At 71.1% G+C, this 25,891-nt stretch carries 22 protein-coding genes; 10 read left to right on the top strand and 12 right to left on the bottom strand.

Going from position 1 to position 25,891, the window contains the following annotated elements:
* Nucleotides 1-53 precede the first annotated feature (53 nt).
* The gene (locus ACSRUE_RS41460; protein WP_441288373.1) at nt 54-1,172 is read left to right on the top strand and encodes a DUF4185 domain-containing protein; all 1,119 of its coding nucleotides are present in this window, start codon (nt 54-56) and stop codon (nt 1,170-1,172) included.
* A gap of 42 nt (nt 1,173-1,214) precedes the next feature.
* On the opposite strand, the gene ACSRUE_RS41455 is transcribed toward ACSRUE_RS41460, so the two are convergent.
* Entirely contained in the window at nt 1,215-1,790 is a 576-nt protein-coding gene (locus ACSRUE_RS41455; protein WP_441288372.1) for a TetR/AcrR family transcriptional regulator, read from the bottom strand.
* 10 nt (nt 1,791-1,800) lie between these two features.
* Nucleotides 1,801-2,415, bottom strand: a complete 615-nt coding sequence (locus tag ACSRUE_RS41450; protein WP_441288371.1) for a sugar O-acetyltransferase — start codon at nt 2,413-2,415, stop codon at nt 1,801-1,803.
* Nucleotides 2,416-2,790: 375 nt separating this feature from the next.
* Here ACSRUE_RS41450 and ACSRUE_RS41445 point away from each other — a divergent pair, with 375 nt between their 5' ends.
* A complete protein-coding gene (locus tag ACSRUE_RS41445; RefSeq protein WP_441288370.1) occupies nt 2,791-3,408 on the top strand; it encodes a hypothetical protein in 618 nt (205 codons plus the stop codon).
* Between the two features lie 135 nt (nt 3,409-3,543).
* On the opposite strand, the gene ACSRUE_RS41440 is transcribed toward ACSRUE_RS41445, so the two are convergent.
* The 9 genes from ACSRUE_RS41440 to ACSRUE_RS41400 form a co-directional block, all read right to left on the bottom strand.
* Nucleotides 3,544-5,112: an AbgT family transporter gene (locus ACSRUE_RS41440; protein ID WP_441288369.1), complete on the bottom strand. Its 1,569-nt coding sequence runs from the start codon at nt 5,110-5,112 to the stop codon at nt 3,544-3,546.
* Between the two features lie 149 nt (nt 5,113-5,261).
* Nucleotides 5,262-6,557, bottom strand: a complete 1,296-nt coding sequence (locus tag ACSRUE_RS41435; protein WP_441288368.1) for a DUF58 domain-containing protein — start codon at nt 6,555-6,557, stop codon at nt 5,262-5,264.
* A gap of 5 nt (nt 6,558-6,562) precedes the next feature.
* Complete coding sequence (locus ACSRUE_RS41430) at nt 6,563-7,528, bottom strand: AAA family ATPase (RefSeq protein WP_441288367.1); 966 nt, start codon at nt 7,526-7,528, stop codon at nt 6,563-6,565.
* The gene (locus ACSRUE_RS41425; RefSeq protein ID WP_441288366.1) at nt 7,525-9,591 is read right to left on the bottom strand and encodes a DUF4350 domain-containing protein; all 2,067 of its coding nucleotides are present in this window, start codon (nt 9,589-9,591) and stop codon (nt 7,525-7,527) included. Before ACSRUE_RS41425 ends, ACSRUE_RS41430 begins: the two co-directional genes overlap by 4 nt.
* Nucleotides 9,588-10,385 carry a hypothetical protein gene (locus tag ACSRUE_RS41420; protein WP_441288365.1) on the bottom strand — a complete coding sequence of 266 codons (798 nt, stop codon included), beginning with the start codon at nt 10,383-10,385 and terminating at the stop codon, nt 9,588-9,590. Before ACSRUE_RS41420 ends, ACSRUE_RS41425 begins: the two co-directional genes overlap by 4 nt.
* Nucleotides 10,382-11,362: a stage II sporulation protein M gene (locus ACSRUE_RS41415; protein ID WP_441288364.1), complete on the bottom strand. Its 981-nt coding sequence runs from the start codon at nt 11,360-11,362 to the stop codon at nt 10,382-10,384. The genes ACSRUE_RS41420 and ACSRUE_RS41415 overlap by 4 nt, the downstream gene beginning before the upstream one ends.
* Nucleotides 11,359-12,219, bottom strand: coding sequence for an RDD family protein (locus ACSRUE_RS41410; protein WP_437769672.1), 861 nt, complete (start codon nt 12,217-12,219; stop codon nt 11,359-11,361). The genes ACSRUE_RS41415 and ACSRUE_RS41410 overlap by 4 nt, the downstream gene beginning before the upstream one ends.
* Nucleotides 12,216-12,446, bottom strand: coding sequence for a hypothetical protein (locus ACSRUE_RS41405; protein WP_441288363.1), 231 nt, complete (start codon nt 12,444-12,446; stop codon nt 12,216-12,218). The genes ACSRUE_RS41410 and ACSRUE_RS41405 overlap by 4 nt, the downstream gene beginning before the upstream one ends.
* Before the next feature lie 378 nt (nt 12,447-12,824).
* Nucleotides 12,825-13,670, bottom strand: coding sequence for a PPK2 family polyphosphate kinase (locus ACSRUE_RS41400; RefSeq protein ID WP_441288362.1), 846 nt, complete (start codon nt 13,668-13,670; stop codon nt 12,825-12,827).
* Nucleotides 13,671-13,915: 245 nt separating this feature from the next.
* On the opposite strand from ACSRUE_RS41400, the gene ACSRUE_RS41395 reads away from it, so the two are divergent.
* The 8 genes from ACSRUE_RS41395 to ACSRUE_RS41360 all read left to right on the top strand — a co-directional run bounded on the left by ACSRUE_RS41395 (nt 13,916) and on the right by ACSRUE_RS41360 (nt 24,327).
* Nucleotides 13,916-16,138: a HAMP domain-containing protein gene (locus ACSRUE_RS41395; protein WP_441288361.1), complete on the top strand. Its 2,223-nt coding sequence runs from the start codon at nt 13,916-13,918 to the stop codon at nt 16,136-16,138.
* 4 nt (nt 16,139-16,142) lie between these two features.
* A complete protein-coding gene (locus ACSRUE_RS41390; protein WP_437769669.1) occupies nt 16,143-16,553 on the top strand; it encodes a response regulator in 411 nt (136 codons plus the stop codon).
* The gene (locus ACSRUE_RS41385; protein WP_437769668.1) at nt 16,550-17,125 is read left to right on the top strand and encodes a YfiR family protein; all 576 of its coding nucleotides are present in this window, start codon (nt 16,550-16,552) and stop codon (nt 17,123-17,125) included. The genes ACSRUE_RS41390 and ACSRUE_RS41385 overlap by 4 nt, the downstream gene beginning before the upstream one ends.
* The gene (locus ACSRUE_RS41380) at nt 17,126-19,555 is read left to right on the top strand and encodes a TonB-dependent receptor plug domain-containing protein (RefSeq protein WP_441288360.1); all 2,430 of its coding nucleotides are present in this window, start codon (nt 17,126-17,128) and stop codon (nt 19,553-19,555) included.
* A complete protein-coding gene (locus ACSRUE_RS41375; RefSeq protein WP_441288359.1) occupies nt 19,552-19,884 on the top strand; it encodes a hypothetical protein in 333 nt (110 codons plus the stop codon). Before ACSRUE_RS41380 ends, ACSRUE_RS41375 begins: the two co-directional genes overlap by 4 nt.
* 514 nt (nt 19,885-20,398) lie before the next feature.
* Nucleotides 20,399-21,664 (top strand): PAS domain-containing protein, encoded by a 1,266-nt coding sequence (locus tag ACSRUE_RS41370; RefSeq protein WP_441288358.1) that lies wholly within the window; start codon nt 20,399-20,401, stop codon nt 21,662-21,664.
* A gap of 121 nt (nt 21,665-21,785) precedes the next feature.
* Nucleotides 21,786-22,892: a substrate-binding domain-containing protein gene (locus tag ACSRUE_RS41365; protein WP_441288357.1), complete on the top strand. Its 1,107-nt coding sequence runs from the start codon at nt 21,786-21,788 to the stop codon at nt 22,890-22,892.
* Between the two features lie 226 nt (nt 22,893-23,118).
* Nucleotides 23,119-24,327: a PAS domain-containing protein gene (locus ACSRUE_RS41360; RefSeq protein WP_441288356.1), complete on the top strand. Its 1,209-nt coding sequence runs from the start codon at nt 23,119-23,121 to the stop codon at nt 24,325-24,327.
* A 222-nt stretch (nt 24,328-24,549) separates the two neighbouring features.
* Here ACSRUE_RS41360 and ACSRUE_RS41355 read toward each other — a convergent pair whose 3' ends face one another.
* Nucleotides 24,550-25,881: a hypothetical protein gene (locus ACSRUE_RS41355; RefSeq protein WP_441288355.1), complete on the bottom strand. Its 1,332-nt coding sequence runs from the start codon at nt 25,879-25,881 to the stop codon at nt 24,550-24,552.
* Between the last annotated feature and the right edge of the window lie 10 nt (nt 25,882-25,891).

The following is a 25,891-nucleotide window of genomic DNA, read 5'->3' as shown; positions in this document are numbered from 1 at the left end:
CCAAAATCTGCTCCGCCGAGCTGCACGGTCGGCTGTCGTGAGATGATGGTGTCATGTGCACCGTGCTCCGATCCACCGCGCCGTGCCGTTCCGTCGCCAGGGTCCTGGCGCTCCTGGTCGTCGCGGCGTGCGGCGGGGAGCCGGGCCCAGGCGTCGAGTCTGCCGAGGAGATCGGCGTCATCGAGAAGAGCTCGTGGATCGACGGGCGCGACGGTGGGGACAGCGCTGTCGCGTGGGGCAAGTCGGTCTGGGTCTATGGCGATACCGTTCTCACCAACGCTGACGAGGCCGGGACGAACTGGCACCATAACTCGTTCGACATCTCGGACGATCTCGACGCGTCCGACGGCATCGGTGGCTTCTCATCCCCGGCCGACGGCGCGGGGGCGCCGGGGTATTTCATCGCGCCCACCGCGGACGAGCAGGCGTTCAACGACGCTCACGCCGGCGATGACTGCGCCGAGGCGCCGTGCGGCGCCCGCTGGGCGGTGTGGCCCGGGGCGCCGGTGTTCGATGCGGCGCGCGACCGCGCTTTGATCCCGTATGGCCTCATCTATGCGGAGCCGGGCGACTTCAACTTCCGCGGCGTGGGCCAGTCGTTCGCGATCTGGGGGGGCCTCGATGAGGCGCCGGAGCGGCCGATCGTGGACGCGAGCGCCGAGCACCCCGACCTGCTCTTCGGGGAAGGCGAGCCCGGCTGGGGCGCCGCGCTGGTCGCCCACGGCGACGACCTGTACACCTTCGCGTGCGACGGCAGCCTGTCCAAGCCGTGCCGCCTCGCGCGCGTGCCGCTCGAGACGCCCCTCGACCGGGGCGCCTTCCGCTACTTCGACGGCGATGGCTGGAGCGACGACGCCGGGGATGCCGCGGAGCTGTTCGACGGCGCGCCCATCATGTCCGTCTCGTACTGTGAGCACCTCGGGGCGTGGCTGGCGGTCTACTCGCCCCCGTTCGACCACCGGATCGTGGCGCGCACCGCCCCGGACCTCACCGGCCCCTGGTCGGACGAGGCCACCCTGTACTCGGCCCCCGAGGAGCGCGCGCCGTACGACGCGGTCCACCACGCGGAGTACGAGGAGGACGGCGGCCGGGTGCAGTACATCACGTACTCGCGGCCGACGAGCGGCTGGTTCGGGTCGGAGTTCGCGCTCGTCCGCGTCGTGCTGAAGTGACGGGCGAGCGCTCGCCCCTGACGGGCAATCTCCTGCGGGAGGTCAGCGGGTGAAGCGGCGGATGGCGTGCCGGATCTGCTCGGGCGCCATGGGATCCGTCGACAGGGCGCTGTGCAGCACGAGGCCCTCGATCAGCGCGTCGAGCTCGCGCGCGGTCACCGGGTCGAAGTGGAGCTCCAGCGCGCGCCGGCTCCGCAGCATCCAGGCCTGGGTGACGGCGCGCAGCGCGGGCCTCCGGGCGGCGGCGACGTAGAGCTCGACGCTGAGCACCAGGTCGCGCTCCGAGCCGAGCAGGGCCGTGGTGAGGTGCTCGACGAGGAGCTCGACCGCGGCCCCGCGGTCGCACGCGGCGCGCATCTGCTCCTCGAAGCGGGTGGCCACGGCATCCGCGTGCCGGGTGAACGCCGCGGCGAGCAGCTCGTCGATCGAGGCGAAGTGGTACGTGGTCGAGCCGAGCGGCACGTCGGCGGCCCGGGCGATCGAGCGGTGAGACGCGCCGGCGACGCCGTGCTCGGCGATCACGTCGAGCGCGGTCGCCAGGAGCCGCTCCCGGCGCCCTGGGTCGTGGCGGCGGGCCCGCCGCGCGGGGGCGGCGCGCCTCGCCCTGGTGGCGCTCATCGCGCCTCCGTCACCCCCGCGCCTCGCCCGGCGCCTGCGCGGCCCCGGCGGCGTCGAGGGCGCGGATCACGCGGGCGGGGTTCCCGACCGCGACCACGTTGGCCGGCAGGTCGCGCGTCACGACGGAGCCCGCGCCGACCACGGTGTTGTCGCCGATGGTCACCCCCGGGAGCACGATGGCGCCGCCGCCGAGCCACACGTTGTTCCCGATCGTGATGGGCTTCGCCGCCTCCCATTTCTGCCGCCGGGGCTCGGGCTCCACCGGGTGGGTCGGCGTCAGCAGCTGCACGTTCGGGCCCATCTGCACGTCGTCGCCGATCGTGATCGGCGCGACGTCGAGCGCGACCAGCCCGAAGTTCGCGAAGCAGCGCGCCCCGAGGGTGATGCGCGAGCCGTAGTCCACGTAGAACGGCGGGCGGATCTCGGTGCCCTCGCCGATCGCGCCGAGCAGCTGCTCCAGCAAGCGGCGGCGCAGCGGGCGCTGCCGTGGCGACGTCGCGTTGTAGGCCGCCATGAGATCGAGCGCCGCCGCGCTCTGCTCGGCGATCTCGGGATCGTCGGCGATGTAGAGGTCGCCAGCGAGCATCCGCTCGCGCATGGACCGGGGATCGTGAGGGGTCGGCATATGGACGAGTGTACACTCCATAGGAACGGGTGTCCACATCGGCGGCAGGGACGAACGCGTCGGCGTTCGGAGGCGAGGAGCGCGAGCGCAGCCAGCCAGCCTGCGCCTACCTGGCGAACGACGCTGCTGCGATGTTCCATCCAACCATGTCCACAGGACACGCCGGTGGGCGCGGCGCTCGCTCACGCGAGCACGAGCAGCGCACGAGTGTGCCACCACGTCGGCGTCCTCTGGCGTCTGGATCGGGCCGGCCGGCGCAGGAGCGCCACGAGCTGCTCGGATTCCCGTGCAATTAACCGCTTGGTACACGGCTTGTTAATCGCTCTGCCCATGTCAGGAACCGCATTTGTTCACGTTCGTGGTAGCTTTGTACTGGTGCTCGCCGCGCTCCATGGCTGTGGCGGAGAGAGCACCAACGCCGGAAGCGGATCGGGGGGCAGCGGAGGCGCGGGGGCCGGCGCGACGTCCGGATCCGGCGATAGCTTGGATGGCGGCGGCGGCTCGGGCGGCGCGAGCACGGGTGGCTCGACGACCGGCGGCGCGGGCGCGGGCGGCGCGACCACCGGAGGCTCGCAGACCGGCGGCGCGGCCACCACCAGCGGCGCCGGCGGACCGCCTCCGACCGCGCTTTGCCCGGAGGCCATTCCGGTGCCCGAGGCGGAGTGCCGGCAGCAAAACGGCCCCTCCTGTTTCTATGGCGATTGCGAAGGCGGCCAGCGTACGGTCGCGACTTGCCTGGTATCGGGGTGGACGCTCGAGACGCGACCCTGCGCCGCGTTTCCCTGTACCGACAGCCAGGAGTGCATGCCCGGCGAGATCTGCTCGGTCATCCAGGGCGGCGCCTTCTTCGGGACGTGCATCGCCAATCCCTGCGGAACCGGCCCTGTCACCTGCGAATGTGCGGACCCGGGCTGTCCCGCGTGCCGCGTCGACGACTCCGCGGGCGGCATCACCGTCACCTGCAACACCTGTCCGGGCGGCGGCTGCCCGTAAGCGCGCTCCCTCGCCGCTTCGACAGGCCGGGTTCAGGAGCCGCGCCCGGGCCAGCGCCTCGTCGCGCCGGGCGCCGTGCGACAGGACGTGGCTCCAGGGCGGGCTCGTGCGCGACCGTCCCGGAGAGGTCCATTCTCAGGGGTAGACATAGGGCGCGTCCAGCCCGAGCGGGAGCCCGAGCTGCCAGTACGCGAGGAGGAACAGCGTCCAGGCGACGAGGAAGGTCACCGAGTAAGGCACCATCAGCGCGACGAGCGTGCCGATCCCCGTGCCCTTCACGTACTTCTGGCAAAAGACCACCACGAGCGGGAAATACACCATCAGCGGTGAGACGATGTTCGTCGTCGAGTCCCCGACCCGGTACGCCGCCTGCGTGAGCTCCGGCGAGATGCCGATCGACATGAGCATGGGCACGAGGATCGGCGCGAGCAGCGCCCATTTCGCCGACGCGGACCCGATGAAGACGTTGGTGATCGCCGTGAGCAGGATGACGCCCACGATGGTCACCGCGCTCGGGAGCGCCAATGCCTGCAGCCCCGCGGCGCCCTTCAGCGCGAGGAGCGCGCCGAGGTTCGAGCGGTTGAAGAGGTAGATGAACTGCGCGGCGAAGAAGGCCATGACCAGGTAATAGGCCATCGTGCTCATCGTCTTGCTCATGCCGTCGATGACGTCGCGGTGGCTCGTGAACGTGCCGGCCGCGTAGCCGTAGACGAGCCCAGGGACGAGGAAGAAGAGGAAGATGAGCGGGACGATCGCGCCCATGAGCGGCGCGCCGCTGACCGTGAGCTGCCCGCTCGGGGCGCGCAGCGGCGACGAGGCCGGCACGCTCGCCGCGACCAGCAGCGCGACGCTGGCCGCCATCGACGCGAGGGCCAGCCAGAGCGCGCGCGCCTCGCGCGGCGTGAGCGCCGCCGTCATGCGCTGCTCCGCCTCGGGCGCGGCGTCCACGGGGGTCCGGGCGACGCGCGGCTCGATCACGCGGTCGGTGATGTACCAGCCGGCCGCGACGATCACGAGGCAGGAGGCGCTGCAGAAGAACCAGTTGCAGAGCGGGTTCACGGTGCGCTTCGGGTCGAGGATGCTCGCGCCGGCCTGCGTGAGGCCCTGCAGCAGCGGGTCGAGGCTCGACGGGATGAAGTTCGCGCTGAAGCCGCCCGACACGCCCGCGAACGCCGCGGCGATGCCCGCGAGCGGGTGCCGGCCGGCGGCCTGGAAGATGACGCCGCCGAGCGGGATGACGAGCACGTACCCCGCGTCCGCCGCGGTGTGGCTCGCGATGGCCACGAGGATCAGCATCGGCGTGAGCAGCACCCTCGGCGTGACCGCGAGGACCTTCTTCAGGCCGGCGTTGATGAAGCCCGAGCGCTCGGCGATGCCGACCCCGAGCAGGGCCACGAGCACCACGCCGAGGGGCGGGAAGCTCGTGAAGGTCTGCACCATGGTCGAGAGGAACTCCGTGATCGCCTTGCCCGAGAGCTGGCTGTGGATCACGAGCGGCTGCTTCGTGCGCGGGTCGATCTCGCTGAACGTGAGCGTCGCGAGCGCCGTGGAGAGGAGCACGACCGCCGCGGCCAGCAGGACGAAGAGCACCGCCGGATCAGGCAGCCTGTTGCCGGCGCGCTCCAGCGCGTCGAGGACGCGGCTCGCCCCGCGGAGCTCGGCGCGGGGCAGGGGAAGGGACGGCTCGGGTTGCTCGCTGGACATGGGCTCATCTTAAAGCGATCACCCCGCCGAATGTGACGCGCTGAGCCCTGATCGACCGCTCGGGCCGGCGCCGGTGTGCTCGTGCAGGAGCAATGGATCAGCGCCCATTGCTGCTGGAGCAGCAATGGGCGCCAGGGCCACCGCGCAGATCAGAGCAAATGGCGCGCTTTGATCTCGAGATACCGGTTGATGAGCTGCCCGGTGAGCTGGCCGGGCGCCACGTCGAGCACCAGCGCGCCGTGGTTCTTGAGGTCGCGCACGAGCCGGTCGCGGAAGCTCGAGAGCTCGGCGGCGGCGCCGCGCGTGTAAGGGTCGGCGTCGCCGCCCTCGACCAGCGCGTCGATCTCCACGTCCCGCAGCAGCACCATGAGCGGCAGGTGGCGCGGCATCACCCCGCGCATCAGGCGGAGCAGCTCGCTCGCGGCGACGTCGTCGACGACCTGCGTGAAGAGCACGATCAGGCTCCGCTTCCGGACGCGCAGGCCCACGTGCTGGAACGCCGCGCCGTAGTTGGTCTCGACGAGCTCGGGGTAGAGGTCGTAGCCCGCGGAGAGCACGTGCTTGGCCGCGCCCGCGCCGCTCACCGGGGGCGCGTAGCTCTTGATGCCGTCGGCGAAGGCGAGCAGGCCCACGCGGTCGCCGCCGCGCGCGGCGACGTGCGAGAGCATCAGGCTCGCGTTCAGCGCGTGATCGAAGAGCGAGAGCCCCTGCGTCTGCGCGGTCATCAGGCGGCCCGCGTCGAGGAGGAAGAGGAGGTTCTGGTTGCTCTCGAGCTGGTACTCGCGGCTGATGATCTTCTTCTGCCGCGCGGTCGCCTTCCAGTCGATGGAGCGGAACTCGTCGCCGCGGCGGTACTCGCGCAGGCGCTCGAACTCGCTCTCGCCGCCGCGCTTGCGCGAGGCGCGCAGCGCCGACGGATCGCGATCCTGGCGCGCCATGAGCTCGAAGGTGCGCACGGCCTGCACGTCGGGGTACACCTTGACCGGCGTCTCGGCCGGCACCGTGACCTGCCGGATCCAGAGGCCGAACGGCGAGAGGTAGCGCACGTGGTGATCGCCGAGCGTGTGCGCGCCGCGGCGGGTGGGGCGCACGTGGTAGCGGGCCGTCGCGCGCTCCCTGGGCGGGAGCTCGAGCTTCACCGGCAGGTCGTCGCTCTCGGCGTGATCGAAGAGATCGTCGGCGACCTCGATCGAGAGCTTGCGGCGGGAGAGCGAGCGGATCTCGAGCGTGATCAGGTTGAGGCGCCCGATGGAGAGCACCGCGGGGGCGTGGCGCCTCACCGTCACCAGCGGCCTCCGCGCGAGGAGCGCGTCGATCGCGGCCCAGAGCGCGATGCCCGCGTCCGCGGCGAGCATGGGCAGGAGCAGCGTGCGATCGACGAGCGTCGCCACCGCGAGCCCGAGGGGCACGACCGCCAGCAGGACGAGGGCGCGCGAGGGGATCATCGCGCTCAGGCCGCCGTCTTCGGCACCTTGGCCTCGCGGAGGATGTCGTCGACGCAGTCGTCGGCGCTCACGCCCTCGATCTCGGCATCGGGGTGGAGGATGAGCCGGTGGCGCAGGACCGCGGGCGCGAGCGCCTTCACGTCGTCGGGGATGACGTACTCGCGGCCCTCGCTCGCGGCCATGGCGCGCGCGACCGCGAGCAGGCCGATCGACGCGCGCGGCGAGGCGCCGAGGTAGACCGAGCGGTGCACGCGGCTCCGGCCGACGATGTCGGCGATGTACTCGATGATGCCGTCGTCCACGCGGATCCGCGCGAGCCCCTCGCGCATCTCCACGAGCTCGGCGGCGGTGGCGACGCGCTGGATCTCGAAGCGATCGAGGCGCGCCGCGTGGAAGCCGTTGACGTGGTTCTTGAGGATCAGCCGCTCGACCGCCTGCGAGGGGTGCTTGACGTTGACCTGGATCAAGAAGCGATCGAGCTGCGCCTCGGGGAGCGGGTAGGTGCCCTGCGACTCGATGGGGTTCTGCGTGGCGATGACGAAGAACGGATCCGGCAGCGCGCGCGTGATGCCGTCGGAGGTGACCGCGAGATCCTGCATCGCCTCGAGCAGCGCGCTCTGCGTCTTGGCGGGCGCGCGGTTGATCTCGTCGGCGAGGAGGAGCTGCGTGAAGATCGGCCCCTCGTGGAAGACGAAGCGGTCTTCCTTCTGGTTGAAGACGTTGCCGCCGGTGACGTCGCTCGGCATCAGATCGGGCGTGAACTGGATGCGCTTGAAGGTGGCGCCGAGCACGTGCGCGAGGGTGCGCACGAGCAGCGTCTTGCCGAGGCCGGGCACGCCCTCGATGAGCACGTGGCCGCCGGCGAGGACGGCGACGAGCGTGTGCAGGATGAGATCGTCCTGGCCGAGGAGCACCTTGCCGGCCTCGCGGCGGAGGAGATCGAAGCGATCGCGGAATTCAATCGGGTTCATGTCGTCTTTCGATCGGAGGTTCGCTGACCGGTCGCGTCGAGGAAGCCCTGGAGCTCGCGCACGAGCTCGAGATCGGCGGCGGCGCCGTCGCGCGAGCGAGGCGAGGGCCGCGCGCCGCGCGCGCTCTCTGGCGCGCGGAGCGACGAGGCGGGCGCGGCGTCGTCGCGGGCGCCGGAGGCCTCGACCAGCACGCGCATCACCTCGGCCTCGGGGCGGCCGGTGCGCGCGGCGATCGCCTCGGCGAGCGGGATGAGGCCCCGCCGGCCGGACCGGTGCACGCGCTCGCGCAGGCGATCGAGCGCCCAGCTCGCGTAGAGGCCCGCGGCGTGGCGCGAGGCGCGCGCGCGCCGGTAGGCGAGGCCGAGCGCGCGGGCGTGATCGGCGAAGGCGCGCCGGCCCGCGGCGGGCGGATCGCGGAGGCGCGCGAAGGCGCTGCCCTTCCAGAGGTAGAGCAGCGCGAGGAGCAGGAAGAGCTGCGCGATCACGGGCCAGAGGTTCGCGTCGCGCACGGCCGCGAAGGGCGTCTCGGCGCCGACGCCGGTCCACTCGTCGACGAGCTCGACCTCGGTCGCGTACGGCGCGAACCGGAGCAGATCGAGGAAGAGCTTCGCGTTGTCGGGGGCCGCGAGCGAGACGTTCGACACGAGCCGATCGTCCGCGACGACGATGACCTTGCCCTGGCCGAGGCGGCGGACGACGCCCGCGGTCGAGAACGACTCGCCCCGCGTGATCATGTAGAGCTCTTCGGGCTCGTCGCCGGCCGCGTCGACGAGGCGCTTGCCGGGCGGGAGCGAGGCGCGGAGCCCGCGCGACCAGTCCGCGGCGAGCGCCGTGGACGTCTCGGCGTCCTGGGCCACGCGCAGGCCGAGCTCGACCTCGTCGGGCAGGCGCGGGAGCCCGGCGAGGAAGAGCGTGCCGCCCTCGTCGCTCACCCACGCGAAGAGGTCCTTCCACGTCGCGTCGTCGATCGCCGCGCCCGGCAGCACCACCAGCGCGAGCGCGCGATCGGGCGCCGTGAGCGCCTCGCCGCGGCGCCGCGCCTTGAAGCCCTGCTCCTCGAGCACCTCGAGCACCGCCTGGGTGCCCGAGGGCGACCGATCGCCGCCGCCCTCGTCGCCGCCGCCGTGCGGCGTGCAGGAGAGCGCGGCGGAGAGCCCGAAGGCGACGAGCGCGAGCGCGAGCGCGCGGCTCACGAGCGGGACGACGCGGTCCATCACCGCGCGGAAGATCGGCTCGGAGGGCGGCGTGACGCCGAACTGCACGCCCTCCACGTCGCGCACGATCGATCTCATCGCGCCCCTGAGATCGGGGCGCTCGCGCAGGCTGCGCACGTAGTCGCCGTTGGTGCGAGAGGGGTGGATCTCGATGAGACCATCCCCGTCGAGGCGGCGCAGGAGCGCGGCGTACGCGTCGTCGATCGCGCGCGCGTGGTCGCCGCGGGCCGCGTGGCTGCGGGCGCGCGCGAGCAGGCGCTGCACGTCGGTCTCGACCTCGCGCTTCGCCGTGTCCTCGGGCGTGGGGCCGCGCGCGGGCGCCCTCTCCTCCTTGGCCTCGTCGGCGGGCGCGCGATCGCGGAGCAGGTTCTTCAGCAGCGCGTGGATCACCCCCCCGAAGAAGACCACGAGCAGGCCGATGAAGAGCACCGACGCGAAGAAGCTCATCCCCGAGAGATCGACGCGCATCTCGGGCCAGGGGCGGCGGCGGTCGTCCTCGCTCGGGCCGCGATCGACCGGCGCGCCGCCCGCGCGATGTTTGCCGGACGCGCCGCGGCCGCCGCGGCCGGGCGCGGCCGATCGCGAGAGCTCGACCGGGGGCAGCTTGCACGCGGCGGGGAGCTCCGGGCACACGTCGCTCGATCCGGCGATGATCGGGCACCACGCGTGCTCGTCGGGCGTGAGCGGGTAGTCGGCCTCGTGGCAGAAGCGGTAGCGATCGTCCTCGAGGGCGTCGCGCACGCTCCCGTACACGTTCTCTTCCACGTCCTCCGCCCGGGCGTCTCGCGCGAGCGGCGCGCCCGCGGAGAGGGCGAAGAGGGCGGCGACGAGGCGCGCGCGGCGGCTCACGCGGCGGCCCTCTTCTCGCCTTCGCGCGCGGCGATGGCGAGGAAGCGGAGCTGGATGTCCCAGCCGTCGGCGCGCGTGCGCGCGTCGATGTAGTGGAGGAAGCGCGCGGTCGCGACGTACGGGATTCCGGCGAAGAAGCCCGCGAGCGCGAAGGGCGAGCCGCCGTCGTCGAGGAGCGCGCCGAACGGCTTGCCGAGCTGGAGGATCGCGTCGACGAGCGACTGGCCGAGCAGCTCCACCGTGAGCGCGACGCCGGCCTGCGCGAGGAGCAGCGCGATCAGCGCGCCCAGGACCGCGGCGACGCGACCGGTGACGAAGCGGCTGCTGCGCTGGATGGCGTCGCCGGCGCGCGCGGCCTCGAGCAAGCTGGCCTCGTGCACGAAGACGAGGCGCGGCCAGGCGAGGGGGAGGCCGAGGAGCAGCGGGAGCGCGGCCGCGGCGAGCAGGAGGCGGCTCAAGAAGAGCATCCACAGGTACGACGAGAGGCGCGCCCTGAAGAGGCGGAGCACCTGGCCCGCGCCGAGCTCCTCCGAGAAGAGCAGGCGCCCCACCGCGACGGTGAATACGCCCTGCGCGACGCCGCCGAGCGCGATCGCGACGCCCCACACCTCGGGCCACGACCAGCCCGCCGCATGCCGCAGCGCGAGGCAGCCGGCGAGCATCGGGAGGAAGAGGATCGCCGAGAGCCGCGCGTAGAGGCCGAGCGCGAGCGACATGCAGAGGCGGCAGGCGAGATCGAGGATCTCGGAGAGCGAGCGCGGGCGCAGCACGATCGCGGAGGCGCCGAGGTTCATCGCGAGGCCTCCTTCGCGGGGCGACCCGCGAGCGCGAGGTAGAGGACGATGAGCAGCGAGAAGACGCCCGAGGCCGTCCACTTCACCGGCGGGGGGAGCCCCGAGGGGGACCAGAAGCCCTCGATCCCCGCGGCGATCAGCAGCATCGCCGCCGCGCCGAGGACCTGGCGCACGATGGACGGCGCCGCGCGGCGGAGCGAGCCGACGCGCGTGCGGCCGCGCGTCTCGACGAGCGCGTAGCCCATCTCGAGCCCCGCGCCGCCGGCGATCACGATCGCGGTGAGCTCGAAGGGCGCGTGGCTGCACATGAACGTCCAGATGTTGCCGCCGTGGCCCACGCTCATCACGTGGCCGACGACGGTGCCGGTGAAGAGGCCGTTGTAGATGAGGAAGAAGATGCTGCCCGCGCCGAAGAGCACGCCGGTGGCGAAGCAGCGGAAGGCGATGCCGACGTTGTTGAAGACGTAGAACCCCGCCATGCCCGTGTCGGTGCCCGCGTCGCGTCCGTCGAGGCCCTCGCTGTACATCTGGGCCATGCCCTGGAGCACCGGGCTCGGGAGCACGTGGGTGGCGAACTCGTCGGAGGCGAGCGCGCCCGCGATGCCGACGAGCGAGGGGAGGAAGAAGAGCGCGCAGGCGATCGCGAAGAAGCGGCCGTTCGCGCGCAATGCGCCCGGGAAATCGCGGGTGAAGAAGGTGACGATGTCGGGGAGGCGGAAGGGCTCCGCGCCGTAGAGCGTCGCGTGCGCGCGCGCGGCGAGCGCGTCGAGGTACGCGGTGAGATCGGGCGTGTAGCGCGCCGCGCGCGCGCGCATCAGATCGGTGCAGAGCGAGCGGTAGAGCGCGGCGAGGCGCGAGATGGCGGCGCCGTCCTTCTTCGCGAGCGAACCGCTGTCGTGGAGGAGGAGGCCATCGAGCTCCTGCCAGTCCCGCCTGCGGGCCGCGACGAACTCGTCCTGGGAGCGGGCGCCGATCACGCGCTCACCTCCTTCTTGCGCTCGCGGCGGGGCTCCGGGCCGCTCGCGGCCCCCTCCTGGCCGCCCCGGTGCGCGTGCGCGCGGTGGTGGAGGACGCCGAGGAAGCGCGTGGCGTCCTTGTAGCGGACGCCCATGCGCCGCGCGAACACGGGCGCGGTCATCTCCGCGAGCTCGCTCGCGCGCGCGGGCGAGAGGCGATCGAGGCGGCGGAGGAAGAGCTCGATGGCGTCGAGCTCCTCGCCGGAGAGCGGGAGGCGCGCGGGCAACCTCGAGAGCTCCGCGGGGCTCGGCGCAGGTCGGAGGACGAGCGGGCCGGCGACCGTGTGGCGCGCCTCGACGATCACGAGGGTGCCGCCCACGAGATCGCCGAGGCGGCGGAAGCGCGGATCACGGCCCATGACGGCGAGGCCGACCGCGTACGTGCCGAGGAACGAGAGCGGATCGATGAACGGGGGGAGGAGATCCGCGGCGCGCAGCAGGTTGCGCAGCAGGCTGTCCCCGAAGCGGAGCGGCTGGCCGCCGTCGGTGACGACGCGCAGCGAGAGGGCGCGCTTGCCGGGCGTGCAGCCGCTCCAGAGGGTCTCGAAGAAGACGTAATACCCCCACTCGATCGCGAAGAGGACCAGCAGCACGAAGCCCGTCGACGCGCCGCGCAGCGCTGGCCCCACGGCGATGCCGCCGATCGCGGCGAGCATCCCGACCGCGAAGACGATGATGCCGCGCACGACCAGATCGATGAGGTACGCGAGCGCGCGCCGCGCGGGGCCCGCGATCTGGTGGCGGAACCGCACGTGCTCCGGTGTCTCGATCTCGGCGCTCGTGTCGAGCGGCTCGCGGAGCGTGTCGCGGTGGATCATGCGGCGAGGAGGGCGATCAGGATCCCGCCTTGGGCGGGGCGACGACGACTCATGACGGGGATCGCCGAGCCGACGAGCAGCAGATTGTCGAGGACCCGCGCGCCGAACCGCGCGCCGCGCTCGGCGAGGACGTGCTCGTCCGGCTCGTCCTCGCCATAGGAGCGCGCGTCGCCGGTCGTCGGAGCAGCGTACGGGTTGTACTCGTGCCTGGGATCGTCGAGCTGCATGCCCCCTCCTCCTCGCCGGAATTGCATCACCCGAGCGACAGCGCGTCAATCGGCCGAGCCGCTCGGCCCCGCACGGCGCACGCGCGGCGGCGCCCGGCCACGGCCTCCGTGGAAGACGAGCACGTCGGCGAGCCGAGGGCCGTCCCCCCGGCGGCCACCGTGGACGACCTCCTGACTGCGCCGCGCGTGGCCACGTGTTGAGATCGCCGACGGGTACAAAGGTCGTCGATTGGCCCCGCCGGCTGGCGAACTCAATGGTTCATGCAACCAAGGAATCCCTCGCGTGGCGCTCCGTGCCATGGCGTCGGGAGCCCACGCAGGTCGCAGCGCGCGACTTGCGCTCTGCGCCTGGTCAGGGCGGATATCGGTCGGGCGCGCTCACCCCTTGTTCCGCCCACCCCGCGACCTCCGGTACTCGTCGAGCTCCTCGCGGCCTGCCTTCCCGTTCCGCTCGAGCGTCTTCAGCCAGCCGTCGCGGTATTCCCGCATCGTCTCCGCCACGGTCTCGGCGACGACGAGGTTGCGGTACCACTTCGCATCGGCCGGCACGATGTACCAGGGCGCGTGCTTGGCCGAGCAGCGCCGGAAGACCTCGTCGTAAGCCTCGGTGTACTCGTCCCAGTGCTCCCGCTCTTTCCAGTCGTTCACGTTCAGCTTCCACGCGGTCGACGGGTTCTCCTCGCGCTCCAGCAGCCGCTCCTCCTGCTCCTTCTTGCTGATGTGCAGGAAGAACTTGATCACGATGGTCCCGTGCTCGGCGAGCAGCTCCTCGAAGTCGTTGATGTGGCCGTAGCGCTCCCCCCACAGCGACTTGGGCGCGAGGTCGTGCACGCGCACGACGAGCACATCCTCGTAGTGAGAGCGGTTGAAGATGGCGAACTCCCCCGCGCGCGGCGCCTGCCGGTGGATACGCCACAAGAAGTCGTGCTCTCGCTCCTCCGTCGTGGGCACGCCGAACGAGCTCACCGTGACGCCGCGCGGGTTCAGCGCGCCGACGACGTTCTTGATCGCCCCGTCCTTGCCGGCCGCGTCGCGGCCCTGAAGGACGATGAGGATGCTGTGCGTCCTCGCCCCCCACATGAGCTCCTGCATCTCGAGCAGCTCTTCGCCGAGCTTTTTGAGCCGCTCCGCCGCCTCCTGCTTCGTCGCGTCCCGAGGCGGATCGGTCGAGACGTCATCGAGGCGAAACTTCGAATCAGGCTTCGTGAGTCGCGTGATGGGCATGTCCGCGAGCCTACACGATCCCGTAGGGTCACCGTCGCCGGGACCGGAAAATCCTGTTGCAGAAATGAAATGAACTACGTACCGTCGAGGTCGGAAGGGCATCGCCGTGCGCCTGTCCTCGCCCCTCGGGTGCCTCCGATGGTGCGCCTGGCGAAGCTTCTGTCGTGGAGGGGGGCGCGGATGACGCACGCTCTTGGTTTCGACCATTTCTTGGCTCGGATACGGCCTGCCGCGCCGAGCGCGTGATGTTGGTCTCTGCCCCTGTTTCCCGGCCCCCGGCGGCTCAACGGCGCTCCGGCGTTCAGCTCGGCATCGGCGTCAAGCTCGCCGCAGCGACCGTGGTGGTCCTCACCAGCGTCACCGTGCTGGTCGCCAATCAGGTGATCCAGAAGACACGAGATGACCTCGTGTCGGCGAAGGCGAACGCCGCATCGATGATGGCGGACCTTCTCTCGGGTTCCCTGACCGCGCCGCTCGATTTCGGCGATCGCGACACGGCGCAGGGCGACCTCGACCAGCTCCGGTCGAACCGCGCGCTCATCGCCGCTGTCGCGTGGGGCAGCGACGCCGAGCCCGTCGCCAAGATCGGTCAGCCGGATGGCGGCCTGTCGGCGTTCACCGCGCGCGGCGCCGAGAACCTGGTCCTGGAGCGCGAGATACGCGTCGCCCGCCCGGTCGTGCGCGACGACGGGCGGCGCCTCGGGACGCTCGTGCTCGTCTTCTCCCTCGAGCCCGAGAACGCCGCGTTCGCCGCGGCCCGCCGCGACATCCTCGAGTTCGCGGGCATCGTCGGCGCGATGACGGCCTTCCTGCTCCTCGCGTTCGCAAGGTGGCAGATCGTGCGTCCGCTCTCGAGGCTCGTCGACGCCGCGCGGCGCGTCGGGGAGGGGGACCGCGCCGTCCGCGTGAACGTCCGCACGAACGACGAGCTCGGCCGGCTCGCCGACGTCTTCAATGCGATGAGCTCTGCCATCCTCGAGCGCGAGGGCAGGCTCGAGATGGCCACGGAGAGCCTCCGCGAGCTCTTCGACAACATGCGCGAGGCCATCGTCGCCTTCGGGCCCGACGGCCGGCTGGGCAGCGAGGCCTCGAAAGAAGCCAGGCAGATCTTCGGCGACCGCGCCGCGGAGGGCAACCACGTCGCCGAGCTCCTCTACCGCGGCGGGCCGCTCTGCGTCGAGAGCCAGGCGCTCCGGCAATGGGTCGACGCGGCGTTCGACGCGGAGGTCGACGCCTTCCCGGAGGTCGCCGAGCTCGCCCCGCGCGAGGTGTGGTTCGAGCGCGCGCCGGGCGACCGGAGGTTTTTGCGGATCGAGTTCTGCCCCATCGTCTCCGGCCAGAAGATCGCGCGCATCATGCTGCTCGCGACCGACCAGACCGAGCTCAGGCGCCTCACGGAGAGCGTCAAGACCAAGGACGAGGAGCACGCGCGCCAGATCGCCGCCATGCGCCGCCTCATCGCCGGCGGCGGCCAGGTCTTCGTCCGCTTCATCGAGATCTCGCGCGAGCGCGTGGCCCGGTGCAGCGAGATCCTGAGGCCCGGCGGGGAGCTCTGCCCCGCCGACATCGACGAGCTCTTGCAGCAGCTGCACACCATGAAGGGCGAGGCCCGGTCGTTCGACCTGGAGCGCCTCGCGGACGAGATCATGACGCTCGAGGACGAGCTCTCCAGGGTCCAGGCGCGCGCGCGCTCGGAGGACAGGCCCTCGGTCGAGGGGCACTCGGCGTCGTGGCGCTCGCGGCTCACCCGCGTCGCGGACGAGCTCACGCGCGCCCAGGAGACGTTCGTCGACGCCTCGCCCGTGGGCAGCGCGATCCTCGACCAGATCACGGTCCGCCGCACGGACGTCACCCGGCTCGGCGAGCTCGTCGGCCCGCAGGGCGGCGAGGCCGCCGAGATCGTCCGCCGCCTCGCGGCCCGGCCGTTCGGCGAGGTGCTCGCGCCGCTCCTCGAGCGCGTCCCCCGCTGGGCCGAGCGGGAGGGCAAGCGCGCCCGCCTCGAGATCGACGGCCGCGAGGCCTCCATTCCCTCGGATCTCGCCCGCTTGCTCCCGGGCGTGTTCCTCCACCTCGTGCGGAACGCGATCGCCCATGGAATCGAGCCTCCCGACGCGCGCACCCGGATGGGCAAGCCCGAGGTCGGCGTGATCCGCGCCAGCTGCATCGACGAGCGGCCGCTGCCCACCCTCCTCGTCGAGGACGACGGTCAGGGCATCGACTTCGACGCCCTCGCGACGAGCGCCGGCGTCGATCCGAAGGATCTGCGCCGGACGCGCGAGCTCCTGTTCACCCCCGGCGTGAGCACGAAGGGCGACGTGAGCGACCTCGCGGGCCGCGGCATCGGCCTCTCCGCGGTCCGCGCCGATCTCCTCTCGGTCGGCTGGCTCATCGAGGTGGACGCGTCGCGCCGGACCGGCGCGGCGTTCGTGATCCGCCCCCAGGCTGTCCCTCTCAGCAACGGAGAATGACTCGATGTCACACGGCGGACGCATCCTGGTGATCGATGACAGCGAGATCGTGCTGATGCGGATCCGCGTCGAGCTGTCGAGCGCGGGTTACGAGGTGGCCACGACGACGCAGCTCGTGGGCACGGCCCGTCACCTGCGCGGCTGCGATCTCGTCATCGTCGACTTCTTCATGCCGGGCCTCGACGGCGCCGCCGTCCTCCGCTCGCTCAAGGCCGCCGTGCCCGAGGGCGAGAGGCCGCCGCTCTTCTACCTCTACACCACGGACGCCGAGGCCGGATCGCGCTACGCGGAGCTCGGCTTCGACGGTGTCTTCAGCAGGAAAGGCGATCTCCTCGCCCTCACCCCGCAGGTGCAAGCGGCGCTCCGCATCCGCAAGCTCGCCGGCCTGTCGCGCGGCAAGGAACGCAAGACATGACGCCTCGCCGGCGCGCCCTCGTGCTCGGCCTCTTCGTCGCGGCGGCCCTCGTCCCGCTCCATGTCATGGCGGAGCCGGCGACGGCGCCCTTCGCCGTGCAAGCGGAGATCGTCACGCGCATCCTGCCGTACGACAGGGGCTTTTCAGAGCGGGTGAGGGGACAGGTCTCTTTCCTTTTGCTCTCTCGGGCCGGCGACGCGGACTCGGCGAGCGCCGCGCTCCAGATGAGGAGGGCGCTGAACGACATCGGCAAGGTGCGTGACAAACCGATCCGCGTGGAGAGCGCCGAGTACTCGAGCGCGTCCGAGCTCGCCGCGACGTGCCGCGCGCGCGACATCAACGTCGTGTACATCTCCTCGGGGCTCGGCAGGGAGGTCGCCGCGATACGCGGCGCGCTCACGGACACGGGCATCCTGAGCTTCGCGGCCGTGGAGCCCTATGTCTCGCAGGGGGCCGTGCTCGGCGTCGACGTCGCGGACGGCAAGCCGCGCATGAGCATCAACCTCGCGCAGGCCCGGGCCCAGCACATCGACTTCCCCGCTCCCATCCTCAAACTGGCAAGGATTTACTGAGTGAGCTCGACCCGTCTCGCACTGATCTGCGCCGCGTCGCTCGCGTGGTCGACCGCCGCCCCGCGCGCGGCGCGGGCCGAGGACGTCAGCTCGCTCCTCGAGATCCTCGAAGAGAACGTCGTGTCGGGCGCCTCGCGCTCCGCGGAGCGCGAGAGCGACGCGCCCGCCATGTCGTCGGTGATCACGGGCGCGCAGCTCAAGCTCTTCGGCATACGGCGCCTCGCCGACGCGCTCACCTTCCTCGCGAGCGGCGTCTTCGCGCACGACCGCATGTCGGTCCCGGAGGTCGGCGCGCGCGGGGTCGCCCTGACCCGGGACTCGAACAGCCACGTGCTGATCGTGCTCGACGGCATGGTCGTGAACGAGCAGGGCGGCGGCGCCGTCTTCCTGCACGATATCCCGATCGAGATCGTCGACCATATCGAGGTGGTCCTGGGCCCTGGCTCCGTGCTCTACGGCGCGCAGGCCATGCTGGGGGTCATCAACGTCGTCACGAAGAAGGCCGCCGATCACCAGGGCCTCCGCGCCTCCCTGACGCTCGGGGCGTCGCCGCCGCTCGACGAATCGGGCGACATCAGGGCGCCGGACGTCGAGCGCGTCGGGGGCGAGAGCACGGCGACGCTCGGCTTCGGGCGCCGCTTCACGCTGCTCGGGCAGCCCGCGGGCGTGGTGGCGGCGGTCGACATCCACCGCTTCGAGGGGCCCGAGGTGAGCTTCCCGAAGCAGCGGCTCCCGGTCCTGGCGGACGGCGTGTCCGTCATGGATCTCGGCTCGCACGCCGAGCCCGGCTTCTGGGGCGGCACGGTGGAGGAGCAGTGGTTTCGCCGCAAGGCAGGCGCCTTCGTGCGCCTCGACGCCGGCGACCTGAGCGCCGTCGCGCAGGCGACGCGCTCGTCGTGGGCCGCGCCCTTCATGGATCTCCACGAGAACCGCGTCGGGGCCTTTGACGACGCCCGCAACGACAACACGCAGTCGCTCGTCCTGACCAGCGTGCGTTATCGCGCCCGCCTGAGCGAGCGGATCGAGGGCGTGGCGCGCGGGTACTTCGGGTACAGCCGGATCGAGCGCTCGCGCTACGTGGTGGGCCACGATCCGCTCGTGCCGCACGTCCCGCTCGACGTGCTCGATCCAGAGCAGTGCCCGCGCGGCCCGTCCGGCCCCTGCCGGAAGGACGCGCTGTTCCTCTCCCGCTGGGTCGGGCTGGAGCTCCAGGCCCGGTACGACTGGGCAGGCGACGGCGCCTCCACGACCATGGCGGGCGTCGACGGGCGCCTCCGCACCTCGGCCTTCGAGTTCGTCGCGTTCGACGAGCTCACGGGGAAGAGTTATGGCTCCGACCCGGCGCGCACGCGATGGCACGGCGGCGGGCACCGTCTCGAGGACGAGGCCGCGCTCGGGGCCTACGTGCAGCAGACGCTCCGCCTGTTCCGGCCCCTCTCGCTCAACGCCGGGATCCGGGTCGACCTCGACTCGCGTATCCCGCTCGAGTACGTGGCGAACGCGATCTCGCCGCGCGCCGCGCTGATCCTCACGCCGGACGAGCGCGTGTCGCTCAAGCTCATCTATTCGAGCGCGTTCCGCGCGCCCAGCTTCGTCGAGCTCTACACCGTGAGCGGCAGGCTCCTGCCGAACCCGGACGGCCTCAAGCCGGAGAAGGTCTCCTCCCTGGAGGCGGTCTCGTCGTTCCGGAGCGGCGCGTACTCCTTCACGGCCGGCGGCTTCTACTCGGACTGGCGGGACGTCATCGAGCTCCAGCTCCTGAGGGCGAAGGCGCCCAGCGTCTCGAGGTACAACAACGTGCCAGGCATCGAGAACTACGGCGCGAACCTCGGCTTCGAGACGAGCTTCCTCGAGCGGAAGCTGCGCGTCGGCGTGAACTCCACGTTCGCCGCGACGCGACGCCGCATGTCCGCCGAGCAGGTCAACCGGAACGCGCGGTTCGGCACCGGCGACGACGTCCCCATCACGGTCGCGCCGCAGGTGTACGGCAACGCCCGCGTATCGTACGAGGTCGGCTCTGGCGCCGTGTCCCTGGCGGCCGCCTACATGGGCCGGCGGATCGCCGACCAGGCGTACTATGGCGGCGATCCGTCGAACATCGCCCCTCGCCCCGAGGTGCCGCCGCAGCTCGAGCTCCGCGCGGCGGTGACGGGCGCGATACCCGGGGTGAAGGGCGCCGGGTACATGCTCGGCGGGCAGTACGCGTTCTCCGCCCATGAGCCCTACGTCGTCGGGCCCAACCAGGGGCAGCCGCGCTACCTCGTCGAGAGCGGCCCCACCGCGGATTTCGCGCTGAAGAACCGCCTCACGCTCTTCGCCGGGATCGAGCTTCACCTCGACGACGACGCCGCCGCGGGCAGCCCGGCCGCGGCGGCCAGGCCCTCCTCCATCGCGACCGTCGGGCGCGCGAGCCACGGAGCTTCACGGTGAAGAGCACACGTTTTCCCGCGCTCCTCCTCCGCTTGTCGGCCACGACAGGCCTCCTTTCGGGGGGCTGCGTCGAGGTCGGCCACCCCATCGAGGTGGGCTGCTTCGTCGAGGACGACAACCCGAACTGCTTCGACACGGGCGTCTCCGCGAGCTCTTCTCAGGCGAGCGGGACCACCGGGGCCGGCGGGGCCGGCGGAGGCGGCGCGAGCGCCGATGGCGGAGGCGGCGCAGGCGCGAGCGCCGATGGCGGGGGCGGCGCAGGCGGTGACGGCGCAGGCGGTGACGGCGGCTCGGCGGGCGCAGGCGGCGCGGGCGGCGTAGGGCTGTGATCGCGGGCGCTCTCTCGCTCCATGACGCTCGATTGCGTCAGCCTGTCCGCCAGATGAGGGGCCGAATGGTCCACCGTGGAGTCATCTCCGACGGTACCCTACGGGTGACTGGCATGCTCTCCTGCTGCAACTGCCACGGTCGGCATCGTCATGAACGAGGACGGAAAAGGCATTGACAGCCGATCTTGTTTCACTTAGTTGTAATAATGAAGCTGAGTTGGAGCGTTGATCAGGCTGGAACCAGAGAAGTGAACCGCCAAGGCGCCAAGGCGCCAAGACACGCCAAGATTTTATGCTTTTCTTGGCGTCTCTTGGCGCCTTGGCGGTTCAACTTCTCGCCGTTTTGCATGCGGTTTCAACCCGTTTGTCGCTCAGTACCGTTGTAGCGCCATCATGGAGGGGGATCGTGCGCTATCGAGATCTGTCTGACGGCATTCAGGACGACCGGACGCCTCTGACGAAGTGCGACCTCTTGCCCTGACCGGGCAGAAAACGCTCGATGGAAGTTCCTGTGATGCCCGCGATGAATGAGACCGAGGCCAGCCGGACGCAGAGCGCGACGACCTCGCGGGCCCAGCGGATGCTCGACGCTTTGCCGGCGATCGTGTGTGTCCTGGACCTCGCGGGACCGCGGCTCACCGGGCACAACGCCGCGCTCGTCCGGGCGCTCGGCTGCACGGAAGAAGAGCTCCTCTCGCGGGGCGTCGAGGCGCTCTCGGCGCGCATTCACCCCGACGATCTCGCGGGCCTCGCCGCGCGCGCGGCCGAGCTCGCCGCGGCGCGCGAGGGCGGGGTCGTCGAAGGCGAGCTGCGGGCGCGGACCATCGAGGGAGGGCGAGAGGAGCGGCTCTTCGCCGTGCGCGCGGAGGTCTTCACGCGAGGGGACGACGGCGCCGTGCGCGAGGTCGTCGTCTTCGCCGAGGACGTGACGGCGCGAAAGCGCCGCGAGCAGGGCGGCCGCAGGAGAGACGCGCTTCTCGCGGCGCTCTGCGACCGCGCCCCTGTCTTCATGTACGCGAAGGACCGTGACGGCGCCTTCCTCCTGGCGAGCCGCTCGACGGAGGAGCTCGTCGGGGCGAGCCCAGGCAGCATGCTCGGAAAGACCGATGGCGACTTCTGTCCGGCGGAAGTTGCGTCCATTTACAAAGACGTCGATGACCTGGTGCGGAGGAGCGGCGCCCCGTTCGAGGCCGAGGAGATCGTCCCGCAGGCCCAGGGCGATCGGACCCTGTACACGATCAAGTTCCCCCTCCGCGGCGACGGCGTCCCGGAGGGCGCGGTCGCCGGCATCTCGGTGGACATCACGCGGGTCAAGGCGGCGGAGCGCGAGCGGGAGGCCGCGCGGGACGAGCTGCTCGCGGCGCAGCAGGACACGATACGGGAGCTCGTGACGCCGCTGTTGCCGATCGCCGAGGGGGTGCTGGTGATGCCGCTCATCGGGTTCTTCGACGGCGCGCGGGCGAGCCGGATCATCGAGACGCTGCTGGAGGGGGTGGAGAGGCACGCGGCCCGCATCGCGATCATCGACATCACCGGGGTCAAGGCGGTGGACGTCCAGGTGGCCGAGATGCTCGTGCACGCCGCGCGCGCGGTCGGGCTGCTCGGCGCGCAGGTGGTGCTCACCGGCATCCAGCCGGCGATCGCGCGGACGCTCATCGAGCTCGACGCCGACCTGCGGGGCCTGGTCACGGCGGGGACGCTGCGGAGCGGCATCGCGTATGCGGTTCCTGTCGGGCAAGCCCGCGGCGGACAGGAGCCGCGCCACGTGCGCCGTGAATGAGGGCGAGGCGCGCCGAGCGCGCGCCATCGCAGGGGGCCCGGATGTCGGCGCGCGCACAGCCGCGCTGGACCGTCAGGGCCGGTGAAATGGGTCGAGCTAGTTCGAGAAGAGGAGGGGATTCATGGTCGATCGCGCCATCATCGGGGGCATCCTTCTGGCGACCAGCGCGCTTGCCTGCCGCTCGAGCGAGAGCACTGCGGAAGCGCCGCTGACCATCGCTTACATCACCCACAGCAAGTGCAATCGGTTCCACGATCTGGGTCGCGCGGGCGCCGCGCAGGCGCAGAGCGAGCTGTCGACGACGAGCGCGCGGCCGGTCAACGTGATGATCCTGGACCCTGAATGTCCGGAGCTCACGGACGACGGCAAGCCGCTGGACCCCGACGACGCCTGTTACCTCGCCCGGCCGCAGATGGACGTGCTGCAAGAGGTCATCGACATGAAGGTGGATGCGATCTCCGTCGATGCCTTCAGCGGGGAATGCGAGGACGCCCTCATCAACAAGGCGGTGGACGCCGGCATCAAGGTCGTCACGTACGGCGGCGACGCTCCGGCCAGCAAGCGCCACACCTACTACGGCATGGACAACAAGGCCGCCGCCGCGTTCCTCATGGATGCGCTCGCGACCATCAACGGGAAGACCGGCAAGATCGCCTATCAGACGATGATGGATGAGGACGGTGACGGAGGCTACACCCCCACCCCCGCGGGGACGTTCATCGACCGGCTCGCCGGCTTCTCCGAGGCGCTGAAGAAGTACCCGGACATGACGAACGCCGTGAGCCTCCCTTGCGTGTGCTGCGACTACGCGAACCCTTTCTGCGCGAAGACCGCGGAGGACGCCCTGGTGGAGGACCCCGAGATCACGGGCTTCTTCTTCTCCTACAGCAAGCTCCTCGGCGAGCCCGACCTCGCGCGGAACGCGCCGATGCTCACCGCGAGAGCGAAGGAGAAGAGCATTCACTCGGTGGCCTTCGATACGCTGCCGGAGTACATGGATCGCATGCGCGCGGGGTACGTGGACGTGCTCCTCGGCCAGAAGCTGTTCGGCTGGGGCTACGATACCGTCATGCTGGCGTACGATCTGGTCACCACCGACAGGCAAGTGAGCGCCTTCACCGACGCTGGCTGGTACGTCGTCTGTCCGAACAACCTGGAGGAGTTCGAGCGCAACACCCAGGCGATGGACTACCGAACGCCCCTGTCGAAGTGCAGCTTGCTCCCCTGAGCCCGCCGTTGCTCAGCACGGTGGGCTGCATTGCGTGACGCGCGCCGCGATCGTCGCTTGCGCGGGTAAGCCAGATTGCGGCGCCGCGCCAGGCGGCCGCGACGGGTGACGACGGCGCGTCTTCGATTTCGCCGCGCGCGCGCCGTGGCTATCATGGGTCGAGCTCTGGCCGGAGCGTCCGTCGCCCAGGCCTGGAAGGAGCCACCATGAGGAGAGGCCTGCCGCGATGAAGGAGACCAGGGCCAAGGAGCAGCAGGACGCGCTCAGCGCGCGAGCCCGGAGGATGCTCGACGCTTTGCCGACGATCCTGTGTGTCGTGGGCCTCGACGAGCGGCGGCTCATCGCGCACAACACCGCCCTCGCCCGCTCGCTCGGCTGTACGGACGACGAGCTCTCGACACGCGGCGTCGAGGCGCTCCTGGATCGGATATGCCCGGACGACATGGCCGGCCTCGCCGCGAGCGCGGAGCGGCTGAAGCGGGCGCGGGACGGCGAGGTGATCGAGGGCGAGCTCCGGGCGCGAGGCCGCGAGGGAGACGACCGCATCTTCGCGGTGCGCGCGGAGGTCTTCGCGCGGAGCGAGGATGGATCGGCGCGAGAGATTTTTCTGTCGGCCGAGGACGTGACAGCGCGAAAGCGCCGTGAGCAGCGCCTCCTCAGGAGCGAGGCGCTGCTCGCGACGTTCTGTGATCACGCGCCGGTCCTCATGGTTGCAAAGGATCGGGAAGGCGCCTTTCTCCTGGTGAGCCGCTCGGTGGAGGAGCTCGTCGGGGCGGCCCCGGGCAGCATGCTTGGAAAGACCGACAGCGACTTCTTTCCACCGGAAGTTGCGGCTATTTACAAAGACGTCGATGACCTGGTGCGCAGGAGCGGCGCCCCGCTCGAGGCCGAGGAGCCCGTCCCTGACGCCCGAGGCGAGAAGACGTTCTACTCGATCAAGTTCCCTGTCCGGGGTGAGGGCATCCCGGAGGGCGCGGTCGCCGGCATCTCGGTGGACATCACGCGGGTCAAGGCGGCGGAGCGCGAGCGGGAGGCCGCGCGGGACGAGCTGCTCGCGGCGCAGCAGGACACGATACGGGAGCTCGTGACGCCGCTGTTGCCGATCGCCGAGGGGGTGCTGGTGATGCCGCTCATCGGGTTCTTCGACGGCGCGCGGGCGAGCCGGATCATCGAGACGCTGCTGGAGGGGGTGGAGAGGCACGCGGCCCGCATCGCGATCATCGACATCACCGGGGTCAAGGCGGTGGACGTCCAGGTGGCCGAGATGCTCGTGCACGCCGCGCGCGCGGTCGGGCTGCTCGGCGCGCAGGTGGTGCTCACCGGCATCCAGCCGGCGATCGCGCGGACGCTCATCGAGCTCGACGCCGACCTGCGGGGCCTGGTCACGGCGGGGACGCTGCGGAGCGGCATCGCGTATGCGCTGAATCGAACGTGACAGCACAGCGCCCCGCGCCTCCAGGCGCTTCGCCCCGCAGCGCGGGCGCCTGCGGCGGGCTGGATCCGCGCTGCGCGCTCTGAGCCTCGGCTCGGGCACCTTTACGTGCTGTGACGATGGCGAGCCAGGTGAGAATCGTGGACGGGTCGCGAAAGGACGTGCGGTCCCGAGGAGCTCCCGCCGAACAACGGGTCGCTCAAGCTGGCCGCGCCGGTTGGCGCGTCATTGCAGCGTGCAGATGAGCCGCTGGCCGCGCACGGAGTAGGCGCCGTCGCGCTGCTCGATCCAGGCGACGAGCAGCTTGACGCCGAGCTGCGCGACGGTCGAGCCGAGGATCTGCGCGCTGCTGCCGTCCGGAAGGGAGAAGATAAGCTGGTTGGGGAGCACGTTCTCACCTGTTCGCGTGAACCAGCCCAGGTTCACGCTCTTTCCAGGCGGCGGCACCAACGTCAAATACACGTTCTCGCCGTCGCTCGCGACGGGGCCTGGGGGGTTGTACTGGTTTACATTCTGGAGCTTGAAGACAGGGGTAAAGCCGGGCGGGGGAACCTGTCCGAGCGACAGAAAGTCCTTCACGACGCCTACCTCCGCCGAGAGGGCGAGCCTCGGCGGAGGGACGAGGTGCACGATCAAGAGCGTGACGCCATCGCCCTCGGGCAGCGGGAACGCCCCAAAGAAGGACTCCACCTCGTCAGGAGATGGGCTGAACTGGATCTGGCGCGCCACGCCGAGATCGGCGCGCGAGGCGCCCGTTCTGAAGAACGCCTCTCCGGTCGCGTTGTCGTCCAACAAGAGGAGGTGCTGGCCGTTCGTGACGGTGTAGTAGCGAACGTTGAGCGAGGCATCGGTACGTGCGCCCTGCGCCACCAGGGTCGGCGCAGGCTCGGACGATCCACCGACGACGAGCGCTCGCGTCGAGCCGCCCGGCGCCGCGCAGGTCGCGGCGTAAAGGGTGTTATCGCCCGCCGGGACGAACGCCATCGACGTTGCCACGTTGGGGCTCGAGCACTCCAGTGCGAGCGCGGGAAACCGCTGGAACGTCCCCTCGGACGAGACGCCGTCGGCGGTCGTGGGGAAGGCGAGCTGCCCGATCTCATACCCCACCCTGCCCTGAAGGATCACTCGCCCTCCGGATTCGCGGCCGGTGACGAAAGCCGCGCCGTCGGTGAACGGGAACTCCGTCTTCGACCCGGCTGGCTCCCCGAGCTCGTGCACCGTCCCGATCACGAGCCGGCTGGCAGTCTTGTCGATGATCGAGACAAATACGCGACCGGGGCCGCTTGCCAGCACGAGCGAGGAGGTGTCGACCTCGTGGCCGCCGAGGTCTTCGGACGTGAGGATGTCGAAGGGCTCGAGGTCGAGCGCGCACTTCGCCTCGGCCGGCTTGCAGACGCCGTCCTGACAGACGCCGCTCGGGCACCCGGGAGAAACGCTGCACGCGTCGCCGCCGTCGCCTCCTTGGTTCAGCTCCGCGTCGGTGCGCACGCCCGCGATGATCTGGCAGCCGGCGACGAGCAATGCGCCCCCGACGACGACGAGCCCGCATGGTCGCATCTGGCGCATC

Origin of the sequence: Sorangium sp. KYC3313 (assembly GCF_052075895.1) — a bacterium.
GTDB classification, from domain to species: Bacteria; Myxococcota_A; Polyangia; order Polyangiales; family Polyangiaceae; genus Sorangium; species Sorangium cellulosum_B.
This window is presented reverse-complemented; position numbering and strand designations above follow the sequence as displayed.

Excerpts from the sequence above, each read along its gene's own strand:
- ACSRUE_RS41460 (WP_441288373.1), top strand. The coding sequence starts at position 54 with ATGTGCACCGTGCTCCGATCCACCGCGCCGTGCCGTTCCGTCGCCAGG.
- ACSRUE_RS41455 (WP_441288372.1), bottom strand. The coding sequence starts at position 1,790 with ATGAGCGCCACCAGGGCGAGGCGCGCCGCCCCCGCGCGGCGGGCCCGC.
- ACSRUE_RS41450 (WP_441288371.1), bottom strand. The coding sequence starts at position 2,415 with ATGCCGACCCCTCACGATCCCCGGTCCATGCGCGAGCGGATGCTCGCT.
- ACSRUE_RS41440 (WP_441288369.1), bottom strand. The coding sequence starts at position 5,112 with ATGTCCAGCGAGCAACCCGAGCCGTCCCTTCCCCTGCCCCGCGCCGAG.
- ACSRUE_RS41435 (WP_441288368.1), bottom strand. The coding sequence starts at position 6,557 with ATGATCCCCTCGCGCGCCCTCGTCCTGCTGGCGGTCGTGCCCCTCGGG.
- ACSRUE_RS41430 (WP_441288367.1), bottom strand. The coding sequence starts at position 7,528 with ATGAACCCGATTGAATTCCGCGATCGCTTCGATCTCCTCCGCCGCGAG.
- ACSRUE_RS41420 (WP_441288365.1), bottom strand. The coding sequence starts at position 10,385 with ATGAACCTCGGCGCCTCCGCGATCGTGCTGCGCCCGCGCTCGCTCTCC.
- ACSRUE_RS41410 (WP_437769672.1), bottom strand. The coding sequence starts at position 12,219 with ATGATCCACCGCGACACGCTCCGCGAGCCGCTCGACACGAGCGCCGAG.
- ACSRUE_RS41405 (WP_441288363.1), bottom strand. The coding sequence starts at position 12,446 with ATGCAGCTCGACGATCCCAGGCACGAGTACAACCCGTACGCTGCTCCG.
- ACSRUE_RS41400 (WP_441288362.1), bottom strand. The coding sequence starts at position 13,670 with ATGCCCATCACGCGACTCACGAAGCCTGATTCGAAGTTTCGCCTCGAT.
- ACSRUE_RS41395 (WP_441288361.1), top strand. The coding sequence starts at position 13,916 with ATGTTGGTCTCTGCCCCTGTTTCCCGGCCCCCGGCGGCTCAACGGCGC.
- ACSRUE_RS41390 (WP_437769669.1), top strand. The coding sequence starts at position 16,143 with ATGTCACACGGCGGACGCATCCTGGTGATCGATGACAGCGAGATCGTG.
- ACSRUE_RS41385 (WP_437769668.1), top strand. The coding sequence starts at position 16,550 with ATGACGCCTCGCCGGCGCGCCCTCGTGCTCGGCCTCTTCGTCGCGGCG.
- ACSRUE_RS41370 (WP_441288358.1), top strand. The coding sequence starts at position 20,399 with ATGCCCGCGATGAATGAGACCGAGGCCAGCCGGACGCAGAGCGCGACG.
- ACSRUE_RS41365 (WP_441288357.1), top strand. The coding sequence starts at position 21,786 with ATGGTCGATCGCGCCATCATCGGGGGCATCCTTCTGGCGACCAGCGCG.
- ACSRUE_RS41360 (WP_441288356.1), top strand. The coding sequence starts at position 23,119 with ATGAAGGAGACCAGGGCCAAGGAGCAGCAGGACGCGCTCAGCGCGCGA.
- ACSRUE_RS41355 (WP_441288355.1), bottom strand. The coding sequence starts at position 25,881 with ATGCGACCATGCGGGCTCGTCGTCGTCGGGGGCGCATTGCTCGTCGCC.